The 19,318-nt window shown below is 48.1% G+C and carries 14 protein-coding genes; 5 read left to right on the top strand and 9 right to left on the bottom strand.

What is annotated here, in order from left to right:
• Window positions 1-104: 104 nt before the first annotated feature.
• Genes bcsA through J0L70_RS13765 form a run of 5 tightly spaced genes read right to left on the bottom strand, consistent with a single transcriptional unit; the run spans window position 105 to window position 10,395 of the window.
• Window positions 105-2,660 (bottom strand): UDP-forming cellulose synthase catalytic subunit, encoded by a 2,556-nt coding sequence (bcsA, locus tag J0L70_RS13785; protein ID WP_017291390.1) that lies wholly within the window; start codon window positions 2,658-2,660, stop codon window positions 105-107.
• Between the two features lie 6 nt (window positions 2,661-2,666).
• Window positions 2,667-5,195, bottom strand: a complete 2,529-nt coding sequence (locus J0L70_RS13780) for a cellulose biosynthesis cyclic di-GMP-binding regulatory protein BcsB (RefSeq protein ID WP_287455040.1) — start codon at window positions 5,193-5,195, stop codon at window positions 2,667-2,669.
• The gene (locus J0L70_RS13775; protein ID WP_268242151.1) at window positions 5,192-6,418 is read right to left on the bottom strand and encodes a family 8 glycosyl hydrolase; all 1,227 of its coding nucleotides are present in this window, start codon (window positions 6,416-6,418) and stop codon (window positions 5,192-5,194) included. Before J0L70_RS13775 ends, J0L70_RS13780 begins: the two co-directional genes overlap by 4 nt.
• Window positions 6,419-6,438: 20 nt before the next feature.
• The gene (locus tag J0L70_RS13770; RefSeq protein ID WP_287455037.1) at window positions 6,439-8,784 is read right to left on the bottom strand and encodes a tetratricopeptide repeat protein; all 2,346 of its coding nucleotides are present in this window, start codon (window positions 8,782-8,784) and stop codon (window positions 6,439-6,441) included.
• Between the two features lie 12 nt (window positions 8,785-8,796).
• Window positions 8,797-10,395 carry a hypothetical protein gene (locus tag J0L70_RS13765; RefSeq protein ID WP_287455035.1) on the bottom strand — a complete coding sequence of 533 codons (1,599 nt, stop codon included), beginning with the start codon at window positions 10,393-10,395 and terminating at the stop codon, window positions 8,797-8,799.
• A gap of 403 nt (window positions 10,396-10,798) precedes the next feature.
• Here J0L70_RS13765 and J0L70_RS13760 point away from each other — a divergent pair, with 403 nt between their 5' ends.
• On the top strand, window positions 10,799-11,494 hold the full coding sequence (locus J0L70_RS13760) for a hypothetical protein (protein WP_017291395.1): 696 nt from the start codon (window positions 10,799-10,801) through the stop codon (window positions 11,492-11,494).
• Window positions 11,495-11,586: 92 nt separating this feature from the next.
• On the opposite strand, the gene J0L70_RS13755 is transcribed toward J0L70_RS13760, so the two are convergent.
• Window positions 11,587-12,336 (bottom strand): hypothetical protein, encoded by a 750-nt coding sequence (locus J0L70_RS13755; RefSeq protein ID WP_287455033.1) that lies wholly within the window; start codon window positions 12,334-12,336, stop codon window positions 11,587-11,589.
• Window positions 12,337-12,857: 521 nt separating this feature from the next.
• Here J0L70_RS13755 and J0L70_RS13750 point away from each other — a divergent pair.
• Window positions 12,858-14,075: a glycoside hydrolase family 5 protein gene (locus tag J0L70_RS13750; protein WP_287455032.1), complete on the top strand. Its 1,218-nt coding sequence runs from the start codon at window positions 12,858-12,860 to the stop codon at window positions 14,073-14,075.
• A gap of 99 nt (window positions 14,076-14,174) precedes the next feature.
• Here J0L70_RS13750 and rpaB read toward each other — a convergent pair whose 3' ends face one another.
• On the bottom strand, window positions 14,175-14,906 hold the full coding sequence (gene rpaB, locus J0L70_RS13745; protein WP_017291398.1) for a response regulator transcription factor RpaB: 732 nt from the start codon (window positions 14,904-14,906) through the stop codon (window positions 14,175-14,177).
• Between the two features lie 173 nt (window positions 14,907-15,079).
• Between rpaB and radA the strand changes: the two genes are divergently transcribed.
• The 3 genes from radA (at window position 15,080) to J0L70_RS13730 (ending at window position 17,257) form a co-directional block, all read left to right on the top strand.
• On the top strand, window positions 15,080-16,576 hold the full coding sequence (gene radA, locus J0L70_RS13740; protein ID WP_287455030.1) for a DNA repair protein RadA: 1,497 nt from the start codon (window positions 15,080-15,082) through the stop codon (window positions 16,574-16,576).
• A 62-nt stretch (window positions 16,577-16,638) separates the two neighbouring features.
• A complete protein-coding gene (locus J0L70_RS13735) occupies window positions 16,639-16,929 on the top strand; it encodes a nucleotidyltransferase family protein (protein ID WP_017291400.1) in 291 nt (96 codons plus the stop codon).
• Complete coding sequence (locus tag J0L70_RS13730; protein WP_026149034.1) at window positions 16,919-17,257, top strand: HepT-like ribonuclease domain-containing protein; 339 nt, start codon at window positions 16,919-16,921, stop codon at window positions 17,255-17,257. The genes J0L70_RS13735 and J0L70_RS13730 overlap by 11 nt, the downstream gene beginning before the upstream one ends.
• Window positions 17,258-17,307: 50 nt before the next feature.
• Here the strand turns inward: J0L70_RS13730 and J0L70_RS13725 are convergent, their stop codons facing one another.
• On the bottom strand, window positions 17,308-17,787 hold the full coding sequence (locus J0L70_RS13725) for a hypothetical protein (protein WP_144056300.1): 480 nt from the start codon (window positions 17,785-17,787) through the stop codon (window positions 17,308-17,310).
• A gap of 79 nt (window positions 17,788-17,866) precedes the next feature.
• Entirely contained in the window at window positions 17,867-19,258 is a 1,392-nt protein-coding gene (dnaA, locus tag J0L70_RS13720; RefSeq protein ID WP_026149035.1) for a chromosomal replication initiator protein DnaA, read from the bottom strand.
• Window positions 19,259-19,318: the final 60 nt, after the last annotated feature.

Genomic DNA, 19,318 nt, shown 5'->3' with positions numbered 1-19,318 from the left:
GGCAATCTCAGTTTCGATCCTATGTCTACTCGCTTTCCTAGGCAGCTAGAAAAATAAAAAGAGGGCATGCTAATATGCCCTCTTTGCACAATTCCAGATTATTGCTAGTTCAGCGTATCGACAAGCTGCTTAATTTTGCTTTCTTGTCGTTGCATCACTTGCTCGGGAAACTGCAATTCAACGATTGTGCGATCGCCCATGATCAGGTCTACCTGTTCTACCTTTGCAAGCAGTCGATTTGGCAAAGATTCATCCGCAGTCTGACTCAAGAGCACTCCAACCAAAGGCTGATAGTACTCTAAGAGCCTGACATCTTCGATCGCGTCAGATTGAATTTCTAATCTCAAACTGCGATTGCTAATTTGAGTCGCAATGCCTGAGTAGAATTGCCCTCTCCAATAAAGTTGAGCATGGGCATGAATCTGTTTCCGCACTCTCGTGACATTGCTTGGCTCAGCATTGCGCTGCTGGAACGATCGAAAGAAGCTGCCTGCAATGAACTTGAAAGACTGCAACGGATCGTCCACGTTTTCCCGTTGCTGCGAGTACCATTCCCGCACATCTGAGTAAATCACAATACTGAGGGCATCCAGCTGAGCGCGGGTGAGATCAATAAACTCGATCGATAACATCGACTGCGTTTCACTGACCGGGACGATCCGAATAATCTGACCTTTTACAAACGCGCGCGCACCGTAGTCTCCCACCAGTTCGATTTCTGCATCTTCGAGAAAATCTGCCCAACTCTCAACAATCAACTGGCAACCCGTTTCGCTCACATTCTGAGTATAACCAGGAACGGCTGCCCCATTGCTGTAAAGGGTTGCAGGCAACTTGCGATCGAGTCGATGCGCCCGTCTCAACTGGGGTTGTTCTAATGCAACCAATAATGCCGAAACAATCAGCAGCAGGTTGAAAATACTCCAAGCCATGTTGACTAACACAGCTTCCGCATCTTGAGGGCGCAAAATCAACCAGAACGGAACTGCCGCGATCGCAGCGATAACTAGCAACGTGACGACCGCTAGCGCTCTTGCTGAACCCCAATCGAAACTGCGTTTTGTCACCGATAACCCCTTATCTGTGACGTTGAAGCTTCCCAACTTCGGATTGACCAATGCGAGGAATGTCACAATTCCAGCGTGGAATGACATGGCAAACTCATAGATCTCATTCCAGAACGAGAATCGAACATTTTTGTAAGTAATGTAGTTTGCGTAAGTTGACACAAAGAAGTGTGGCAGTGCGTAAGCCAGCGTCTCTAACCCTAAACCTCGGATTGGATTAATCCCGAACACGAGAAACAGTGCAGGCGCAAGCGCATACATCAATCGAGGAAATCCATAGAAGAAGTGAGACGTTGCACTGAAATAACAGATTCTTTGCCCGATCGACAATTTCAACTTCGGATTGAACAAAGGGTTTTCAATCCGAAGAATTTGTGCCATTCCTCGCGCCCATCGAATTTGTTGACCGACATAAGCTGAAAATTTCTCTGGTGCAAGTCCAGCTACCATGATCTTGTCATAGTAAATCGACTCATAGCCCAAAGAATGCAATCTCAACGAGGTATGACAATCTTCCGTCACCGTTTCTACTGCAATTCCACCCACTTCTAGTAAGTGCGATTTTCGGACAACTGCCGCAGAACCGCAGAAAAATGCTGCGTTCCAAAAATCATTTCCTTTTTGTAGCACCTTGTAGAACAATTCATTCCCGACTGGAATTTTTCCGCCTGTCTGCAAGTTCCGTTCAAAGGGATCAGGGTTGTAGAACCAGTGAGGGGTTTGAACGAGAGAAACTTTAGGACTGTAGAAGAATCCAACGGTGTCTTTCAAAAAGTGACGGACTGGAATGTGATCACAATCGAGAATGAGAACAAGGTCGCCGCCTGTCCGACGCAGCGCTGTATTGATGTTTCCAGCTTTCGCATGGTCGTTGTTATCTCGCGTGAGCAGCGTGCATCCTAGCTCAGCACACATTTGCCGTAACTGCTCACGTCTTGCCCGGAACTTCTCTGCACGACCATCATCGAGAATGTAAACTCGTTTCTTGTCAGCCGGATAGTCGATCGCTAATGCTCCGAGTGCGGTTTTGCGAACAATCTCCACATCCTCACTGTAAGTTGGAATGTAGATATCAACCTTAAACCATTGATTCTCGGGAATCGTTGCCAGATCAACAGCCTTGCGCTCTTTGAGCTTTAGGGTTTGGAAGAACGCTAAAGCGAGCGTCATGATGGCATATAGTTCTGCTAAAAAGAGCAGCACACTACACACTGCATCAAGCCACCCACTTGTCAGATTGAGGGTGTAGTTGGTGCGGTAGTAAAGATAGCGAAACGTTGTAATCAGACTGAGCCACACCATGAAAAGGTGTAGATACTCGCTCGTCTGTCCTTTTGCGTGCTTGTGCTCGATGTCTGTGACGCCCCAGCCCAATCCGATTAAAAGGATCGCCACAATTCCTTGCTGCCAAATTTCAAGCGGAGTGATGATGAGAGGAATTGCGAGTACGAGCAGCAGCACCATCAGGAAGACAAGCTGAGGAGCGCTATTTCTCTGAAAAAGTCGATCGAAGAAATTTGGAATGAGTTCGACAAACCAAGCTAGAACTCTTTGTCCTTTACTTTGGTAGCGTCTTGGAGATGAATTTGCCATGATCAATTAACCTCCAACTTGCTTCAAGAAAAGCTGACTGATGCCATAGAGCACGACTGAGCTGCCGACAATGCCGACCGGAAGCAGATACCACTGTTCTTGCAGGAATTGCCTTGCCTTGCTCACAATGCTTGTGTCTTCAATTCGACGGCGCTCCGATTGGCTCACAAACTGCATTTGATAAGCGTTGGAATCGAAAGGTGAAGGATTCGTTTGATTCGTGCTGATGAGAGCCGTGTCTTCTTTAAGTTGGTAGAACCAAAGGTCGTTGCTGAAGACATCTTGAACTTGCTTCAAGCCGAAATCTGTTTGAGCGGTCAGTGCTAGTAGAACGCGATCGCGATTCCAAGGCGACATCATGCTCTTGATCACACCGCCTTGATCGGGTAAGACGTTAATTTTCTCTTTGCCTGATTCTCTTGTGAAAGAATCCATCAGACGAAAACCGCTATTGGCTTGCAGCATTTCCTGAATGGGGAAGCGATCGCGTGTCCCAATTCCGACTAAATGCCGATCTTTTTTCACTGCTTCAGTCAGGCTTCCAGGCTTGTAGACATCGAGCTTGACGGATTGAGCTTGGCTGAGCCGCCCTAAACGCTCACTAAATTTCAGCAGCGTCATCACATCTGCTTCAGTCGGAGCGTCAGGAACCACGATCGCCGTTTGGGAAAGATCTTGCGGCGCGGCAAATGGATAACCCGTGGTCAGCAGTTTCAGGTCTGGTAACTCAACGGAGTTTTCACGGTTGATCTTGAACTCTGTTGAACTGTGGACGGTTCCCGAAAGCTGCTGATCGCTGACCTGACCGCATTTCAAAGATTCTTTGGGATAGAGATCGAAAGCAACATCAATTACAGAATCCGACTTGATCAAATTGGGCGGCAAATCAACGTTGAACGTTTCATTACTTGCGCCATTATCAGAAGTCAGTTTCTTGCTTCCGACTGTAACGCCATCAATTCGTACAGAGAGCGAAGACTTGCGGGTGTTGACTTGAGCGCTGTAGCTATATTTCAAATTCATTGAGCTACCCCGTAACATGCGATCGTCGGGCAACGCTCGGAACTGAAACTGAACAGGTGGCGCAGAAGTTCCACGGACTGTCACATCCTTAAATGGCTTGTTATCCAATCCTTTCAAAGCGCTCAATTGGAATGAATCTTCAAGTGGCAAGTAGCGTTCCCAACTGCGAGGTTTCGGGCTTTCGACTTCCGCAACATTCTGAACTAAGACAACTTGCCCTGCCCCAATCTGGCTATTGCTCGGTTGCACCAGGAATTGAACTGCTTTCGCAACTGCTTCTGGACTGTTTCCAGAAGCAATGAGAACCGGAATACCACCGTTGTTGAGCGTTGCTAGCATCAATACACCGACATTGTCAGGAAGTGCCGTTTTATTCCCATCTACGATCTGATCGTTCGTGATGTTCAAAGGCAACTTCATCGATTTGAGAGTTGGTTGGTCTTTGGGTGTGCCGATGATGATTAAGCGATCGTTCCACTGAAACTTCTTCGTGTCTTTTACGAGGCTGGTTTCTAGCGATCGAAAATCAGCTAACCGTCCGAAATGCGCGTGAAAACGACTCGTAGCAGTGAGCCAAGCTTCATTCACTTGTCCAGGCAGAAGATAGTTCAACCGGGTTGTATCCAAGCCGAGATTGTCAAAGAACGGCAATGGATAGCGACTGAAATCTAATGCGAGTGCCTGAGGCTGATAATCTAGCACCACTTTCGAGTCAGGCAGAACTTCTGACCAGAGGGCTTTATCGTCAGGATTTGCACAAGTTGGGGAATTAGATTGCTGAGCGATTAAGGTGACTTCGTTGTAATCCTGAATCAGATTAGCTGGGATATTCACCACTGCTTCACCGATTTGAGCATTCTTCAAGTTCAATGGAACGCTGCCGATGCTGGTATCGTTAACGCGGACAATCAGATTCGATTTGTCTGCCACGATCGCGGGAGAATGCTGAAATCGAACGACAACTTTTGCCGTTTTGACCGTCCAGTTTTTGGGTCGTGTGAAGCCAATCCGCGCTTCAGCGTAAGTTCCCTGTAAACGGAAACGGTTTCCGATCGCTGGACTCCGGTTGAATTCTAAAACGTATCGGCTCAATGCTTCAGCGCTGGCAGCTTTCGTTGGCTCAGACTTTGGCTCGGCTTTGGGTGCAGATTGCGACGGTGCGGGTATAGCCGATTCTACAGGCGCAGGTTGTGACGGTGTAGGCTCGTAGTAAGGCTCTGCTGCTGGTGGTGTTTCAACGATAGGAGCAGGTTCAGGCTGATAGACAGGGGCTTGTGGGCGATAGACAGGTGCCTCAACTGGCGTGGATGGGAGCTTAAAGTCCCGAATGAGCTGATCTTCCTGTCTTTGAACACCTTGAGCTGAGATAGGTTGCGGGGCGTGCAGCAGCACGATCGCAAGCCCAGTGACTAAACCTGCACAGCAGAGAATTAATGCCCGTTTTAGCAGTGTTTTAGAAAATCGACGTGGATGTCCTGAATGAGAGGACTGATCTGAAAACCGTTTGTTCATGGGAGGGATATAGTTGCAGCTTGAGTAGGATCTGTAAGATAAGCCGCCATGACATTTGGAGGGAGCAGTCCAAACCAGGCGAGATTCTGAGAGTAATAAGCGGAATCGTTATCCCAGAATCCGTTGCGATATGCAGGTAGGAGCTTCTCGGTGAGAATTTCCTCAGCGATCGCGGGATCAATCACTCGGAAGGCAGCATATAACATGCCGTATTGCGAGGTGGCTTCGTAATCCACAACAGCCTGTCCTTGTAAATCGAGTTTGGCAGGAATTTTGCGCTGAGCTTGCCACATCTGTTTGAGATGTCCCAGATTTGATTGAAGGTATGACTTCGCTCTTGGCTCATTAAACCAGGTCGCATCCAAGGCAACCCGCCACCAAACTCGACTCGCATCAAAACCATATTGGGTAATCAGTGGACTGCCTGGATCTAATGCACTGTACTGTCCATTTTTCGGATCGAGGGCAATCCAATCGCTCGGTAAGCCGACAGGGGAGACTTTCGAGGATTGCTCTAACATCTGATAGCTACTATCGACTAGACTCAGCCAATTTCGCTCTGAATCAACTTGGGCAAAGAGACGAAAGGCATAAGGGGCAAGGTATGAGGGGTTCGCTTTGAGCTTTTCGTTGCGCTGAAATAGATTCACAGCGCCAGGGAGGAGATATCGTTTCTGATCGGCTGGAAGCGTGACGGTTGCTTTTGCCCAAAGATCTTTTAATTTACGGCGCGCGAGGGTGAGGTAGTCCGATCGCTGCCATCGTCGCGATGCCAAAATTAATGCGGTAATTCCATCAATATCAGCATCGCTCGCAACATTTGGATCGAGGATTCTCCACTTGCCTCCAGCGTCCTGTCCCCATTTCCAAGCCCAGAGGGAATCGATCGGAGTCTGAGATTGATCTTGTCGTCGCAGGTTGGTTTCTGCCCAGCGTAGCGTTCGTTCAAATGTTTCGGGATCGTCTGCAATCACGGCTCGAAGCATGGCGTAGGCTTGACCTTCTGAAGTCGAGCGACCCGTCGCTTCCCAGTCGATCACGCGACCATCGGCTTGAATAAATCGCTTTCGATAAGCTGTCCAACTCTCAGCAAGTAAGGCACGATGGTCAGAAACTTCCACGCTAGAAGCCAATGTCGATCGCGGAGGTGGAACGGTGCAAGACACTAAGCCACCGATGCTAATGCATCCGATAATCGTGAGCGGGACAAGCAATCGCAGCATACAGTTAAGTCACCGTTAAGTTAATAACGTTCCCAAGGCGGCTGGAAACCGCGTTGTTGCAACATTCCTTCCTGGAGTTTCTGAATTCGTTGCTCCAGTTCTAAATCTGATGCTCCTTGCTCGGCCTGTTGAATTTTCAGCCGTTCAAATTGATCTAGTGCTGCCAAAGGTTGACCTTGAGCCGCAGAGAGTTCAGCCAGCGATCGCTGAGCAATCAAATTGTCTGGATTCATTTCCAGGATTTGAGTGTAGATATTTTCGGCTGATGTAAATTGTCTCTGTTGGAACTTCACTCCTCCTAAACCAGAAAGTGCGTCTAAATTCTCGGGTTCAACTTTCAAAATTGCTTGATAAGCATCTTCTGCACGATTACTATTTCCGAGTGTTTGCTCTAATTGAGCTTTGAGGAATAACAGGGAGAGATTAGTGCGATCGTCTGATGCAGTTCGCCGCACTTTCGCAATCAGCCGATTTGCCTGCGCTCTCGCTTGCAGCGGGTCGCGACTGGCTAACAGTTGAATCAACCGCACCTGAACTGGAACATTTGTGGGATCAGCTTCAATGAGAGCGTTGTATAAAGCTTCACGGCTGGTATCACTCGGTAAAATCCCAACTAAGGTATACAACTCAGCAGGTGTTTCGGAAGGGCGTGACTGCAAGAATCGAGCCAGCACAACTTCTGCTTCACGCTCTGAAATTTTCTTTGCCTGATAAGCAACAGAAGTGCGACCGAGTTGAAGTTGTAAATCGTCAGGGTTGTCTGCAATTAAGCGATCGTACAATCTCAAGGCATCGTCAAAGCGGTTTTGAGACAGTCTCAAGCCTGCGAGAGAACGAACTGCCCCTGCTTTCAACTCATCATTTGCTGAGGCACTCGCAATTAAAGTTTCATAGCGTTTTGCGGCAGCTTCTAAGTTACCTTGTCGGCGATCGAGTTCTGCAAATAGCAGTTCTGGAGCTTGGTCGCGTGCGCCAACTAGAGTAGATTGATAGCGAGATAAAGCCGCTCTTGCCGCTTCAAATTCGTTACGCTCAATCAAAAGCTGCGCGTAACGGAAGTTCAAGAACGGTTCACTGACTTCTTTCTGGATTAATGTCTCATAGATGTCGAAGAACTCAGGATCGGGTTCTAATCGAACCAGTGCTTGAGCGATCGCAAATTGTTGAGCAGGCTCGTTCGGCAAACTTTGTAAAATCGGTCTTAAACGTTGCCGAATTTCGCTTTGATTCAGCGTGCCAAGCTGGCTCTCTAATGCCAATTGCTGAATGACTAAAGTCTGATTGTTCGGTTGTTGCTGAACGAGTTGACGATAGATCTGTAGAGCCGTTTGGCGCTCTTGAGAAATTCCACCCAAGACATCTGCAATCTCTCGAAGCAGCGTTGGAGAAGGGTTCGATGTTGATGCTAAGACCTGTCTGTACAAGGCTCCTGCCTGTGCTAGAAGTTCTGGGCGGTTTTCCTGTCTGCCCAGTTCATTCAATGCACGTGCTAACGGCAACCGAGAATCAGTGCGATCGCGTAATGGATCAAGGATTGCGAGTGCCTGCGCCGACTGCCGATTTGCCAAATAAGCTTGAGAGAGTTCAGAGCGTACTTGAATTCCAAACGCATTCATTTGCTTTGGAAGTTGCCCTTCTAAAATTTGAATAGCTTGAGTATTGTTTCCTGCTGCACGCAAAGCACGGGCATAGGCGATCGCTGCATTGCCCGTAATTGGAGTACGAGTGCGCGAACGATATCGCTCAAATAACTCCAGTCCTTTCTGGCTATCTCCAGCATAGGTATAGATTTGAGCGGCTCCTAACAGAACTTCTGGCGTTGGATTTGTTGCTAAGACCATCTCATAATCTGCAAGTGCCTCGGTAAAACGACCTTGATAGCCATACAGCAAGGCACGTTGGGCACGTGCTTCAGTTTCCCCTGCGTTGAGTTGAAGCAGCGTCGTCAAGGCATCGATCCCTTGCTTCTGCCACTCCGGCTTAAAGCTTGCTAAAAGTCCAACTGTTTTCAGCGCTAATTGATTGTTCGGATCTTGCTGCAACACTTGTTGATAGGCTTGCCACGCCTCAGAATCACGACCTGCTCGACGCAGCGAGATCGCTAATCCTAGCTTCGCTTCAACTGAGTCTGGATAGCGTTGAATCGATCGCTGGAATGCTTGGATTGCATCGTCTACCCAACCTTTGCCGAGTAGCGTATAAGCTTGACGGACATCCGCAGGGATGTTTTGCGTTTGAGCGATTGCCATTTGTGCCTCTGCAAGAGTCAGCAGAGGTGTTCCGGCAAGTAGCCATCCAAGGCAAAGAGAGAGCGTGAACTGTTTCTTAACGCGAGACATCTTAGCAGGGTGTTTCCGTGTACTCATGATGCAGGTGAATTATTGAACCAGTCTTCCTCTGGGTGTGACATCAAATTCGCTTCTAAGACGAACGCCCGCGATGGTTTCCGAGAAATTATTGCGCTGTTGGACTGAGAAGCCCACACGCAAGTTCGACAGAAGCTTGAAGTCGTAGAACAACTCCAAAGCATCGGGTACATTTTCGCCACTGTTCCGTCTGAGCTTGTCATTTGACAACGCGCGACCGTAAGCGAGTCCTAAACGATCGTCAGGGCTAAATAAATCGAGGAAGGTGATGCCCCCACTGAAGGTGTCGCCACTTTCGTCTAGATCAAGATTGTTATAGCGTCCATATCGCCCGAAGATTCCCATCTTCAAGTTAGGAATGAAAACTTCTGCATTGACACCATAAGCTTGTTCTCGATCGCCTTTTAATAATCCAGTACGACCTCCGCCCCGGCTCAGCTGGAAAATTTCTTGGAAGCCGCTGTTTGAGCCAGAATCTCGATCAGTGGCGTAGGTTCCACGCACGATCAAGTTTCCGTAGCGCATCCCCAACTCACCCGCAAAACCGTCTAAGGCAAAGTCGCTTAATCCCTTTGAAGAAGAGAAGACCGCAGCTTTTGCTTCGATGTTGTCCGTCAAGCTGAAATTAACAAGTGCGCCAGGACGAGATGCAATACCCGTTGCGCTGAGAGCAGGGTTCGTTTGGAAAATCGGATTGAAGAAGTGAGTTGCACCGTCTTTTGCGAAACTATTGCGATCGAAGTAGGACGTAAAATCGATTTGTCCAACTACAAAGCGCAGGTTGGGAATGTCACGCGGAGACGTTGCAAAATACAGCTCGTTTACATTAAAGCCGTTGTCGGGCGTATCTGTGAAACCTTTTCCAGTCGTGACATCTAAAGTTGCTCCCACTAAGGCACTTGGGCTAAGAGGGTATATGCCGTAAAGTCTTGCCCGTGCCGAGGTTTCATCACCTTGATAAAGAAAAACACCTTGAAAGGTCAAACTTGGAGGTGTTAAGGCTGTACTTCGCATGAACGGACGATTGGGTCTTCCTAGCATCTCCGCATCGCGTCCGGATTGTGCCAAGAAGTTCGCTTTATTTTGGGCGGCAATCGATGGAGCTTCTGTCGATGTTGTCGGAGATTGCAGTGCGATCGTAGAGTTGAATGCGTCTGGGTTAATGCCGCGAATCGATGCAGTCGAAGCCTTAAAACGGGGCGTGGGGACTAGATTCGTACCGACATCACTGCCAGAGAGGGTAGAAGCGACTAGTGATGGAGAATCTGGCTCAGGACGTTGAACGCTTTGAGCAGCAATTGGAACTGTAGCAGCAGGCGGAGCGAAACTGGGCATCGCAGCAGTTACAGGCTGCACAGAGGTCGCTTGACCGGATAATTGTTGAATTAAATCTGCTTCGCTCTGATTCACGGGTTGCGATTTCTCAATCAGCAAAGCTGGGTTGCTGGGTTGGGAAACAGCAGCAATCTTTTCAGGAGATTTGGAATTTAAGGGGTTTGCTTGGGCTGAATTACCGAAACTTGCCTGAGTCGTCAGGACTGTTAAGACTGACGAGAAGGCAACCCAAGAAATGAGAGAGATAAATTTAGGAAACCGGGATACATCTGACATGCTTCACCCACACCATATTGACTCGATAGACAGGTTTTTACTGTTTGGACTTGGACGAACTGCGAAGCCTGTTCTAAGTAATCTCACGAATTAACTCGTGCTTTTAAATACTTAATTTGATGACCCTACGGCTTCTGGAAAGCTGAATTTCAGTACTACAACTTGCGCCAGCATTTCCCATGCCTAGAGTTCCCGCGAAATCTCGGAATGAAACCTCAAATTTTCTCTGGTTATTACTCTTTTAACTTGCCTGGTAAAAAATGACACAATTATTTGGACGGTGGGCAAAGTGTCCTTGAAAATTAGAAATGTGAGTCAGTTCAGCTGTCAGGGAATGAATAAGGGTGTTGTCTGACATTTGCGATCGCTAGACAAATTGACTACCCTCTACCCGTGATGAGTTATGAAAAGTTTGCAGCAATTTCTCCGTAAATTTGCGAGTAGTACCCTGATTTCGCTTCTGATTCTCTGCACAGGCTGTACCCAGATGCCATTTCTGAGTAGTTCTCAACAGACGACGACTTTATCCATGCAAGTTGAGGCAACTGGAGAAACAGGCGTTTACAAAATCTCCGGTCAAACAAATCTGCCAGAACAGACTCAGATTACCGTTCAAGCAATCCGAGCGCTGCAAATTCCGGGACGAGATGTACAAATCGCTGCTGAGCGGTCTTACTCCATCCTGGCAAAGACTCAAGTGAGTGTTGAGAAAGGCAAATGGCAAACCTCGCTGAATCTGTTGCAACCTGGTCAGAATGGGGCTTTAGAAACTTGGCAGCAGAGCAATCAAGAATTGGCTTTGAAATTTCAGCCAGATAATCAGGTGAGATTTCTAGCACTGACTGATCCAACTCGAAGTTCGATCTCAGTGCAATCACAAGCCCAAAAGAATCAAGCAACCAGTGTTCAATTCACTGCAGATGGGAAAAGTTACTTACAGACAGAACAGTGGATGTCGATCGAGCCGCCAACTGCGAAAGTGGCGAGTCAGAAATCCGGTACAACTGTGGTGAAAGTTTCAGTTCAACCTGTCAATAAAGTAAACGATGTGAAAGAGCAGATTGATGCTGCACTTCCTGTAAACGCATTTATGCGTTGACACAAGATAGATTTTGCAGGCTCCCAAATGCGGGACTTTGAATTGAAGCAATGATGGGGCACTTGAGCAGGTGAGCTTGAGTGCTTTTTTGATTACTTCTGGACTACCCAAGCTGGATCAAGTGCTTGAAAGCGTTGAGCGAGATGATTCAGAGGAGCATCAGAGACAGGAGTTGAAGTTGATGCAGGCTCGACGCGCAGCGTGCTTTGGATCGTTTCAATCTCAGTCATGATGTGCTGAAGTTGGCTTTGGAGCTTTTGCATTTTTGCGATCGCATCCGCTTCATTGGGAGCAGTAGTAGACTGAGCTACCGCAGTCGAGCGTGAAAATCCCAGATAGGGTTGGGCTGCATGAAGAGGTACGGCAGTTTGAATTTGAGCCGCAACAGGTTGAGTCCCTTGAGTTGACCTGACAGCAGGTTGAGGCGTGACCAACTTAGGAACGCCAGGAGTAGGGAGCGGCACATCTTCATCGAGGAAAAACTTCAAGTTAGAATCTGCTAGATAAGCTTCAGACATCAGCGTGTTCTGCAACTGAGCTTCTTTCTGCTTCAGCTGCTTTTCTACTTCTAGAAGTTGCGCTTCAGCGAATTCTGAGTTTTGGGCAGCACGTCTCCAACCGAGAGCCGCACAGATCGTTAGGCTAGTTCCCAAGCTGAGAAAGCCGGCGATCGCGAGATAAGGAGTTGCAACCTCTCTCAATTGTCCCTCAAATATACGCTCTTCCTTAAATTGAACCGCGAGCGGCTGAGAACCATATAGCGTAAGAGGGACAGCAGAGGCTGAGAAGACCGCTCCAGCACTGAGGGCAGCAGGCACAAAGAGTTTTGCAAGTGAAGACATAAGTGACTGTTCTGAGTATCTTGGTTAGAAAACCGGGTTAGAGCAGTAATTTCTTTGAGTGATCGCGGCCAGGATTCACAATGGAAACGGAATCAAGACAACCGACGGCACTCGGAAGGATTACTTATTGCTACTAACCTTAATCTGTTTAAGAGGGAAAACAGGTGTAAATCTGATGAAGAATCGCCAAATCACAGAAAAGTTTCTGTAAAAATGCGGTTGTTTTTATCAAGATTCACGAAATTCAACGGCTAACAGGGGTTAGATCTGTAGAGGCGAAATCGCAGAGGTTTGTCGCGATTTCAGGAATTCACAAAAGTTTCATCAATGAAGATGAGACTTTTGTCTGAGGGTTACGTCAAGGATGGAAGAGTATTTTAGATGAGCATTTTCGCGATCACTGCTTCAGGTTTAATAGCGCAAGATTCCTCTGCTTTATTCAGGTTTCTCTTTCAAACATTCCCGAAATCATGAGACTCAATCAGCGAATTGATTGCTTTGTAAATAGGCTACGTGAATTCTTGATTCGATCAATTTTGCATCGGCACTTGAGCCGTAAACCGTTCTATCCAATTCTGTTTGTCGCCGCGATCGCCGCAATTCTTTTCAATTTCATTGCACCTGAATCTTTGCCTTCTGTGGCTCAAATGACCGTGCGGATTCAACTTCCGCTCTCGACACGGGGATCTGAGATTGTAGATGCGGCAGGACAACCTGTGTTGCTGCGAGGGGTGAACTGGTTCGGACTGGAGACAGAGACGAATTCGCCGCATGGGCTTTGGGCGCGTGATTATAAAGAAATGTTGGGGCAGATCAAGGGGTTGGGATACAACGTGATTCGATTGCCGTATTCGGTGCAAGGATTGCGGGCGGCTGAGGTAAGCGGGATCAATTTTGCGATCGGGAGCAATCAGGAATTACAGGGGAAAAAGCCGATCGAGGTAATGGATGCAGTGATCCAAGAGGCAGGACGGCAAGGATTGATGGTGTTGCTGGATAGCCATCGCTTGAATAATCAGCGCATTCCTGAACTTTGGTATGGCGATGGATTTACAGAAGAGGATTGGATTTCCACTTGGACAATGCTGGCAGAGCGATATAAGAATCAGCCGCATGTGATTGGGGCTGATTTGAAAAATGAACCGCATGGCAAAGCAAGTTGGGGTACTGGAGATCGAGCAACAGATTGGCGATTGGCGGCAGAACGGGCTGGAAATGCCATTTTGAGAGTAAATCGCAATTGGCTGATTGTGGTCGAAGGGGTTGAGAACAATGTGCCAGGGCAGAGACTGAAGCACTGGATGGGCGGCAATCTTGAAGGGGTGAAGCGATTCCCGGTTCGTTTAGCCGTGCAGAATCGCGTGGTTTACTCGCCGCATGAATATGGTGCAGGGGTCTTTCAGCAGCCTTGGTTCTCTGCGATCGATTTTCCGCGGAATCTGACCACCCGATGGGAGCAAGGATTTTTTTATATTGTCCGACAAAAGATTGCGCCGATCTTTGTTGGAGAGTTCGGCGGTCGGCAAGTTGACGAAAAATCTAAAGAAGGGATTTGGCAGCGCCGATTTGTGGATTATTTGAAGCGCAACCAATTAGGATTCGCGTATTGGAGTTGGAATCCGAATAGCCAGGATACAGGTGGGATTTTGCAGGATGATTGGGTCGCGATCGATCAACCGAAACAACAGTTACTCAATCAATTGCTCCCCGTTCAACCGATGCAGACCCAAGCTCGTTAACAGCACACTGTTTGAATATCAGTTGGTTTCACGTCAATGGGTCTCACGCTCATGGATTTAACGTTAGTGGGGCGGGGACATTCCTCGCCAACACTTTACTTAAAGTTCTTCACCGGGTTCGAGAATGCGCTGAAAGAGATAGCCTGTTCCACGAGCCGTCAAGATCAGTTCTGGATTGCTCGGATCGTCTTCCAGTTTGGCGCGCAGGCGGGAGATATGTACGTCTACAACGCGGGTATCGACATGGCGCTCAGGCGTATAGCCCCAAACTTCTTGGAGAATTTCCGATCGCGAAAATGGCTCGCCGGATCGGCTGACTAAGAGTTCGAGCAGGCTGAATTCCATGCCCGTTAAGCGAATCCGTTCGTCCCCTTTGTAAACTTGGCGTTTGTTGGTATCGATACGAATGCTGTTAATGTGGATGACGCCAGAACTGGGAATTCCGGTTACGCCCGTTTTGTCTACCCGACGCAGCACCGAACGAATGCGAGCTTCGAGTTCTTTAGGCGAGAATGGCTTGACGACATAATCATCTGCACCCAATTCGAGTCCGGTAATACGATCGGCAACATCACCCAGAGCAGTGAGCATGATGATCGGGACATCGGATTCTTTACGGAGTTCTTGGCAGACACCGTAGCCATCCAGCTTTGGCATCATGACGTCGAGAACGACGAGATCGGGATCAGCGTTGCGGAATGTATCAAGGGCTTCTTCCCCATCAGCAGCCGTCACGACATCGTAACCAATCATTGAGAGCCGAGTTTCTAGAATACGACGAATGCTTGCTTCATCGTCTACAACCAGAATTTTTTCTTTATGACTTTCCACGATTTGTAATACTCCTTAAGTCAAATCCGTAGTCGTTAATTTTTCCAACTTTTATTATGGAGATAGTAGCTCACTTTTTAATTTTCAGGGCATCAAATCCTGATTATGTCTGAGCTTCAAGCTTTCTTAAGCTTTGCTAATGTCTACACGCAATTTATCATTAATTTTTACGAATGCCTAAAGTACGATCGACGTTTGTTTGCAATGAATGTGGGGCTGAATTTTCTCAACATTTTGGGCGCTGTCCGAGCTGTTCCACATGGAATTCGTTAGAGGAACAGGTTTCTCGTCCAACTGCCCCACCTGCAGCGGCTCAGATGACCCGGTTACGAGGCGCAACGAAAGGGAGATCGCACTCTGACTCTCCCGCCCGCGCGATCGCATCGTTGAAACTAAATGAAATTTCGGATACGGCGCAGGATCGATTAGGGTCAGGATATGTGGAACTCGATCGCGTCTTAGGGGGCGGAATCGTACCGGGATCGCTGGTGCTGATTGGGGGGGATCCAGGGATCGGAAAATCGACGCTGCTGCTTCAGACAGCCAATCGATTAGCGACAAAATATCGGACGCTGTATGTCTGTGCGGAAGAATCTGGGCGACAAGTGAAACTTCGAGCGCAACGGCTTGGCGTTGGCAAGCAGGGAGAAGCAACTGAACTGCTAGAGCCTTCTGAGGAGCAAGGCAGTCTGCATTTATTGCCAGAGATTGATTTAGATACGATTCTGGCGGAGTTGGAATCGCTGAAGCCAAGAGTGGCGATCATCGATAGTATTCAGGCGTTGTATTACAGTGCGTTGACTTCGGCTCCCGGATCAGTTTCACAGGTGCGTGAGTGTACTTCGGTGCTGATGCAGGTCGCAAAACGGCAGAATATTACGCTGTTTATCGTCGGGCATGTGACCAAAGAAGGCGCGATCGCGGGTCCAAAAGTCTTAGAACACTTGGTTGATACTGTTTTGTATTTTGAAGGCGATCGCTTTGCAAGTCATCGATTATTGCGATCGGTGAAGAATCGATTCGGCGCAACTCATGAAATCGGCGTATTTGAAATGGTTGATCAAGGGCTGCAAGAAGTTCTGAATCCGTCGGAATTGTTCTTAGGCAGTCGAGACGAAGCGGCGACCGGAACAGCTACAATCGTTGCGTGTGAAGGGACTCGTCCGATCGTTGTGGAATTGCAGGCTTTGGTGAGTGCGACGAGTTATAGTTCACCTCGTCGATCGACGACAGGGATTGAATACAATCGATTGCTGCAAATTCTGGCAGTTCTAGAGAAACGGGTTGGAATTCCGTTATCCAAGTTAGATGCCTATGTTGCGTCGTCGGGTGGGTTGAATGTTGGGGAACCTGCGGCGGATTTGGGCGTAGCAGTCGCGGTGGCAGCGAGTTTTCGCGATCGTATTGTTGATCCCTACACGGTTTTGATCGGTGAAGTCGGTTTGGGGGGGCAGGTGCGCCCGGTTTCGCAGACGGAATTAAGACTGAAGGAGGCGGCGAAATTGGGATTTAAAAAAGCGATCGTTCCCAAGGGCGCGAGTTATGGAGATGTCGGGATGGAAGTGATCCCAGTGTCGCGGGTTTTGGATGCGATCAGTGTCGCGCTGGCGGGAAGTCGGGCGCGACAGCAAGAGGAACATGAAATTGAGCGGGAGGATGTCGTCGAGTAGAGAAGTCATCGGGAGGTGAGATAGAATTCTCGGTAGGTTTTCCTTTCGTTACAGCTTGGATTATGCGTCAACAAGAAGCCCTTGCAGTACTGGCAAACCATCAAACAACGCTGAAGAGTTTTGGCGTGAAGTCTCTCATGCTGTTCGGTTCAGTGGCACGGGATGAAGGGCGAACAGACAGCGATGTGGATCTGCTAGTAGAGTTTGATCGTCCGGTCGGGTTATTCACGTTTGTACGCTTGAAGCGATATCTGGAAGAGATTTTAGAGTGCCCGGTTGATCTGGGCACGCCTGACTCTCTCAAACCTTACTTGCGAGAACCCGTTTTTCGGGAGGCGATCCGTGCCTTCTAGAGATTGGCAAAATAGAGTCAGAGACGTGCTAACTGCGATCGTGGAGATCCGAGAGTTTACAAACGGGATCACGTTTGAACAGTTCCAAGCCGATCGAAAGACGATCAGTGCCGTTTTGTATAACCTTGCCATGATTGGTGAAGCAGTTCGTATCATTCCACCTGACTTAGAAGCTTCACACCCTGAAATTCCCTGGAACGACATGCGCGGAATGCGGAATATCGTGATTCACGAGTACTTTCAAGTGAATTTGTCTATCATCTGGCAAACGATTCAAGAAGACCTTGTTTCATTGGAATTTTCTCTTCGCCAATTACTAGACCCTTGAGGACAAAGCTAAAGGTTGCACATCATTGTAAGGATGCAAGGGGAGAAGTTTTAGTTGCGCCCTTTTATGGATGGGTGATCAGGGCAGTAGCGGACGATTTCGATCGTTTGAGGCAATACGCCGACCATTAGCGCAAACGCTTCACTCGGTAAGCGGGACACTAATTCGGCTCCAAAATAATTTTCAAATTGATTCAGAATCATTTGCGCGCGCTGAAACGGCAGCGCATTATCTGTAATCTGCTGCGTTAAACGAATCCATTGCCGACGAATTAAATAAGCCTTCTGCCGCTCATCGTGAGCTTTTGGATACACTAATGACAGATCTCCGACTGCCAACACCCCTTTGCAATCTCGATCGAATAAATTTCCGACCGCTGCACCTGGACCTGCAAACTCCGCATGAAACTGCTTATAAATAATTAATCCATTTCGTCTACGGCTATTCACTATCAGCGATTGCCCGTGGCTAAGCTGAGTCAGAACATCAGACACTTTACGTAAAAAACAAGAACTTAAAGTTTGTGCCACTACACTCTAGTGGCTTTTTTCTGATCTGTCATGGGTGATGGACAGTTTCAAGACAGGATCATTGGCATTCTCGATACCCTTATTTTCGCCCCTGGCTGGCAAGCTGAATACGATCGCTGAGTTGCCGTAAGGTTTGCGCCATGCTGGAGTCTTTCTCTTTTAATTGTCCGATTTTTTCGCAACTGTACATGACCGTCGTATGATCCTTGCCCCCAAACACTTCACCGATTTTTGGCAGACTCAATTCAGTGTGATGACGCATTAAATACATCCCAACTTGTCGAGCAACGCTGATTTCTCGACGGCGAGAGTTGCCTTTGAGATCTTCGATCGACACCCCAAACGCCTCTGAAACCGAGTTCAAAACCGCTTCAGGAGAGGCTTCAACTTTCTCGATCGGTGGATTCAGCATCGGAGCAATATTCTCAACGGTCATCGGCAACCCAGAGATTGAGATATATGCCACCGCTCGAATCAGTGCGCCTTCTAATTCTCGAATATTCGAGGTATAGCTAGAGGCGATGTACTCGATCACTTCCCGCGGCAGTCGCATGTTCTCGTATTCCGCTTTTTTCTGCAAAATTGCCATGCGAGTTTCGAGATCAGGCGGTTGAATATCGGCGATTAAGCCCATGGAAAAGCGAGAACAGAGCCGCTCTTGCAGGCGAGGAATCTGATTCGGGGGGCGATCCGAAGCGAGCACAACCTGTTTGCCTGCTTCATGCAACGTATTGAAGGTGTGAAAGAACTCTTCTTGAGTGTATTCCTTGCCTTCGATAAATTGGATGTCATCGACGAGGAGCACATCAGCAGCACGATAGCGATCTCGAAAACTCTGCAAATCGTCTTTACGAATGGCTGTGATCAAATCGTTGGTAAATTTCTCAGTTGAGACGTAGAACACTTTCGCATCCGCAGAAATCTCAAGACGGTAATGCCCAATCGCCTGCATCAAATGAGTTTTGCCCAGTCCGACCCCACCGCAGAGGAATAAAGGATTGAATTCTCGTCCGGGAGATTCGGCAACTGCCAGCGACGCGGCATGTGCCATGCGGTTATTCGGCCCGACAACGAGACGAGAAAAGACGTATTTCGAGTTGAGGTCAGTAGACTTGCTCGCTTGACCCTGAGCAGGTAACTGGTTATTAATCGGCGGAGGTTCCGTCATGAACGGATAAAACAAATCGGCATCCTCCTCGACCACCGCATCCGGATCAGGCACAAACCGAAATTGCACCTCGACCGGACGACCGAGAACATGGTGAACGACTTCGAGAATCGTTTTCATGTAGTACTTCTGAATCCAGTTCTTGGCAAATGGATTCGAGGTTCTCAACGTTAAACAAGTTTCTGTCAGCTCTTCAGGGATCGCCGTTTTCACCCACGCCTCAAACGTTGGGCGGCTGAACTTGAGGGCCAAAACGTCCAGAACTTCAGACCACATTCTATCGATCGAACTGTCTACCGCCATAGTTGCGCTCCGAACCCCAGACCAAAGCATAGAATAATCTACTCTATTGCATTTTGCCTC

Origin of the sequence: Leptolyngbya sp. UWPOB_LEPTO1, from assembly GCF_017302695.1 — a bacterium.
Taxonomy (GTDB): domain Bacteria; phylum Cyanobacteriota; class Cyanobacteriia; order Leptolyngbyales; family Leptolyngbyaceae; genus Leptolyngbya; species Leptolyngbya boryana.
Note: the sequence above shows the minus strand (reverse complement) of the source record. Positions and strands in the feature narration are given on the sequence as shown.

What these genes read in the sequence shown, in the direction of transcription:
- J0L70_RS13755 (WP_287455033.1), bottom strand. Translation starts at nt 12,336, where the DNA reads ATGTCTTCACTTGCAAAACTCTTTGTGCCTGCTGCCCTCAGTGCTGGA.
- radA (WP_287455030.1), top strand. Translation starts at nt 15,080, where the DNA reads ATGCCTAAAGTACGATCGACGTTTGTTTGCAATGAATGTGGGGCTGAA.
- dnaA (WP_026149035.1), bottom strand. Translation starts at nt 19,258, where the DNA reads ATGGCGGTAGACAGTTCGATCGATAGAATGTGGTCTGAAGTTCTGGAC.
- bcsA (WP_017291390.1), bottom strand. Translation starts at nt 2,660, where the DNA reads ATGGCAAATTCATCTCCAAGACGCTACCAAAGTAAAGGACAAAGAGTT.
- J0L70_RS13780 (WP_287455040.1), bottom strand. Translation starts at nt 5,195, where the DNA reads ATGAACAAACGGTTTTCAGATCAGTCCTCTCATTCAGGACATCCACGT.
- J0L70_RS13770 (WP_287455037.1), bottom strand. Translation starts at nt 8,784, where the DNA reads ATGAGTACACGGAAACACCCTGCTAAGATGTCTCGCGTTAAGAAACAG.
- J0L70_RS13760 (WP_017291395.1), top strand. Translation starts at nt 10,799, where the DNA reads ATGAAAAGTTTGCAGCAATTTCTCCGTAAATTTGCGAGTAGTACCCTG.
- J0L70_RS13765 (WP_287455035.1), bottom strand. Translation starts at nt 10,395, where the DNA reads ATGTCAGATGTATCCCGGTTTCCTAAATTTATCTCTCTCATTTCTTGG.
- J0L70_RS13735 (WP_017291400.1), top strand. Translation starts at nt 16,639, where the DNA reads ATGCGTCAACAAGAAGCCCTTGCAGTACTGGCAAACCATCAAACAACG.
- J0L70_RS13775 (WP_268242151.1), bottom strand. Translation starts at nt 6,418, where the DNA reads ATGCTGCGATTGCTTGTCCCGCTCACGATTATCGGATGCATTAGCATC.